This window comes from Candidatus Dormiibacterota bacterium (genome assembly GCA_035532835.1).
GTDB lineage: Bacteria > Vulcanimicrobiota > Vulcanimicrobiia > Vulcanimicrobiales > Vulcanimicrobiaceae > DAHUXY01.
Genome location: DATKQG010000077.1, coordinates 1 through 3,919 on the forward strand (window position 1 = coordinate 1; position 3,919 = coordinate 3,919).

The 3,919-nt window shown below is 60.3% G+C and carries 4 protein-coding genes; 3 read left to right on the forward strand and 1 reads right to left on the reverse strand.

The features are described 5' to 3' along the window. A partial coding sequence (locus VMW12_09530; protein HUZ49958.1) for a vitamin B12-dependent ribonucleotide reductase occupies positions 1-1,672 on the forward strand: 1,672 nt, incomplete at its 5' end. A gap of 820 nt (positions 1,673-2,492) precedes the next feature. Continuing rightward, a complete protein-coding gene (locus VMW12_09535) occupies positions 2,493-3,038 on the forward strand; it encodes a lipocalin family protein (GenBank protein HUZ49959.1) in 546 nt (181 codons plus the stop codon). A 36-nt stretch (positions 3,039-3,074) separates the two neighbouring features. Here VMW12_09535 and VMW12_09540 read toward each other — a convergent pair whose 3' ends face one another. Further along, positions 3,075-3,275: a CPXCG motif-containing cysteine-rich protein gene (locus tag VMW12_09540; protein HUZ49960.1), complete on the reverse strand. Its 201-nt coding sequence runs from the start codon at positions 3,273-3,275 to the stop codon at positions 3,075-3,077. Between the two features lie 95 nt (positions 3,276-3,370). Here VMW12_09540 and VMW12_09545 point away from each other — a divergent pair. Next, positions 3,371-3,919 (forward strand): transposase (locus tag VMW12_09545; protein HUZ49961.1); only part of this gene is annotated, 549 nt, incomplete at its 3' end.

Consider the following 3,919-nt stretch of genomic DNA (forward strand, 5'->3'; position numbering starts at 1 on the left):
CGACGCGCTCTCGATCGGCGAAGTCGCCGGCTTCCGCAACGCGCAGGTCACAGTCTTGGCCCCGACCGGCACGATCGGTCTCGTGATGGATTGCGATACCACCGGTATCGAGCCCGATTTCGCGCTCGTGAAATTTAAGAAGCTCGCGGGCGGCGGCTACTTCAAGATCGTCAATCAGTCGGTCGAAGCGGCGCTCCGTCGCCTGGGATATAGCGAAGAGCATATCGCGGCGATCGAGACGTACGCGAAGGGTACCGGCACGCTCGATAGCGCACCGCACATCAACCGCGCGACGTTACGAGCCAAGGGCTTCGACGACGAAGCCTTGGCCAAGATCGAATCCTCGCTCCTCGGCGCGTTCGAGCTGCCGTTCGTATTCAATCACTACGTGTTGGGCGAGGAATTCTGCACCACGAAGCTCGGAATCTCGAGCGAACATCTCAACGACTTCTCCTTCTCGCTACTGCGCGACGGCCTCGGCTTCACAAACCAGCAGATCGAAGAAGCCTCCGCGCACATCTGCGGCCGCATGACGGTCGAAGGCGCGCCGTATCTGAAGGACGAGCATCTGGCCGTCTTCGATTGCGCCACGCCGTGCGGCAAATACGGCTCGCGCTACATCCGGCCGCTCGCGCACATCGAGATGATGGCCGCAGCGCAGCCGTTCATTTCGGGCGCGATCTCGAAGACGATCAACCTTCCGCAGACGGCGACGATCGCCGACGTCAAGGAAGCCTACCAATATTCGTGGGAGCGGATGCTCAAGGCCGTGGCGCTCTACCGCGACGGTTCCAAGCTCTCGCAACCTTTGGCCGCAAGCTACGACCTCGGCGGCGACTCGCCCGAAGAGGATGTGGTTATTTCGCAACAGCCGTTCGCGCAGCCGATGCAAGTTGCCGAGAAAATCGTCTATCGCTACATCGCCAAACGTCGTCGCATGCCGGAACGGCGGAGCGGTTACACGCAGAAGGCGGTCATCGGCGGCCACAAGGTCTATCTGCGTACCGGTGAGTACGAAGGCGGCCAGATCGGCGAGATCTTTATCGACATGCATAAAGAGGGCGCAGCCTTCCGCTCGTTGATGAACAATTTCGCGATCGCCATCTCGCTTGGTTTGCAGCACGGCGTCCCGCTCGAGGAATTCGTTGAAGCGTTCACCTTCACGCGCTTCGAGCCCAACGGCCCGGTTGTCGGCCACGACCACATCAAGATGGCGACCTCGATCCTGGACTACATCTTCCGCGAACTCGCGGTGAGCTATCTCGGACGCTACGACCTCGCCCACGTGCAGCCGTCGATGGAGATGGACGCCATGGGCATCGACGCGCGAGCCGAAGAGTACGTCTCCGAGGAGGACGGCGGCGTGCAAGTCCGCCCCGCCGGCATCGCGGAACGGCTCCATCCGGTCTCGACGCATCTCCACCCCGGCAAAAACGAACCGACGCCGTCGCAACCCATGGCGAGCGCGGTCTCAGCATCCGCGGCGCCTGCCCCGGCAATGACGCGCGGATCAACGGCAACTGCGATGATGTCGAAAACCGAAGCGGTCAGCGCTTCCAAAGCCAAAGGCTACACCGGCAACGCCTGCGGCGAATGCGGCCAACTCACGATGGTCCGCAACGGCAGCTGCGAAAAATGCGACAACTGCGGCGCCACAAGCGGATGCTCGTAGGCTCGTAGGCTGCTCTGTCACCATTATGGCCCCAATCGGGCCATAATGGTGACTACGGGCAGACCTAAGCCATAATGGTTGATTACGTCATTTTTGCTTAGTTTATCCGAGAAAAACAAAATGTTGCTTATGACCAGCCTTAACGTGGGGCGCATCGCATACAGCGGCGCATTTGCACTTGCAATGGTTTTGGCTACGTCGGCAGCAATGGCGAGCGGCCTCTGCGAGGCACACTTTAACGTCCTCAACTTGCTCTACGTTCCTATGCTGCTCTGGATATATCGGTTGTTCTGGTTGCCGATGTGGCTTGTGCTTACCGTTGCAACATGGCTCGTAGTATCAGCGAAGCCTGCCACTGTGTGGGGAAAGTCAGGCAAGATTACCCTATTCGCAGCACCGCTATTGCTCTATGTATTGTCGTTCATCTTATGGTTACTGAACTACCCCATATCCACGACTTGTTTTTGACCGCTGATCGTGCCGATCGTGCCCCGGCGCGTGCGGCGACCCTGAACTTCCGGTCACTGCACTCTATTTGAGTCATAATGGTGCTTACGCCATCGGTGCCGGCCATAATGGTGATTAGCCTCATAATGGTGACAGAGCCCTCGTAGGCCCGTAGGCAGCTCTGTCACCATTATGACCGCGAAAGCGGGTCATTTTGGTGATTACGGAGCCGTCTCCGGTCATTTTGTGACTTACACTCTCGCGCCGCCGGTAGGGAGCGCTAGTATGCCCACAATGGTACCGAGCCCTCGTCGGATCGTGGGTCGACGGTAGTTGACATTTAGCATAAGCGTTTCCAGGGTATACGTATCCCATGAAAACGACTACCGCGATTGCAGTCGGCGCGGGTCTTGGCCTCGTTGCGGCGCTTGGCGCCGTCTTCTTGCGCCGGACGCCGACGGTCGCACCGCTCGAGACGGTGGAATCCGTCGACCTATTGCGATATCAGGGGCGCTGGTTCGAGATTGCGCATTATCCCGCGTGGTTTGAACACGCGAGCGACAAGAACACGACTGCACAATACACGGCCCTCCCCGACGGCCGCATCCGCGTCGTCAACCAAACCACCGGTGAGAACGGAAGGGTCCGCGTGGCCCAGGCCGTTGCGAGCGTCGCCGATCCGCAGACCAACGCGAAGCTCAAGGTGAAATTCAGTCCGTTCCTGCCGGGTGGCGATTACTGGATCATCGATTTAGCGCCGGACTATTCGTACGCCGTCGTCGGCGACCCATGCCGCCGTTTTTTGTGGATACTTTCCCGCACGACGCAACTGCCCGAACCCGCTTTCAGGCAAATCTCTGCGCGTTTGATCGCACAACACTACGACCCGGCGCGGCTCATCCATACCACGCAAGAATAGCTTCAGTAGCGGGCGGACCGAATTTAATCGTCGCGCTCAGCCCACGGGATCGCCGCCTTGTTGTATCCGGACGGCAAACTGAATCGGACTGCAGCAGACGGGGCAGTCTTCGGTAAAACGCTGACGCGAGCCGGCCGTCGAATCGACGCCAACGTGGTTGTGCTCTCCGCGGTAGATGAGTAGGATGCGAACGACCCCGTTGCCAGCGGCGACGGTATTTCGCCGCGTTGGTGGCAAGGTGTCCAGCCGTCAAGCCACGCACAACGGCCTTGTATCCGCTCGGCGCCTCCACTCGGCCATACAGGTGGCACTCCACCTGCGATAATCATAGGGTGAAGCGCATTGAAACCGTGCGACTCTACCCGACCGCATCTCAAGACGCGGCGCTTCACCACGCGCTCCACGTCACGCGCCATCTTTACAACGCTGCGCTCCAGCAGCGCAAAGACGCCTATCGGCTGCGTGGTGTGAGCGTCTCGATGAGGATGCAGTATGCCGAGGTGACCGCGCTACGCAAGGAATCCGAGCATCTCGCCGGGGTCTATCGCGAGATCGAAGATGCGGTGCTACGCCGGTTGGATCTGGCGATGCAGGCGTTCTTTCGGCGATGCAAGCGGGACGAAACGCCCGGCTTCCCACGCTTCAAGGCTGCGCGCCGCTGGCGCCAGATCACCTATCCGCATGGCGATCGCGCGCTGAAGTTCGATGCGACGCAGCACCGCGTCCGCATTCCGGGCGTAGGTAGCGTGAAGCTGCGTAAGGGGCGCGCCGTGCCGCCGTTTGGCCGTGCGTGGCTGGTCTGCAAGCTCGGGCGCTGGTACGCCCAGTTTGAGTGCGAGCGCGCGGTCGAGCCTTTGCCGGAAACCGGGCACGCGATTGGG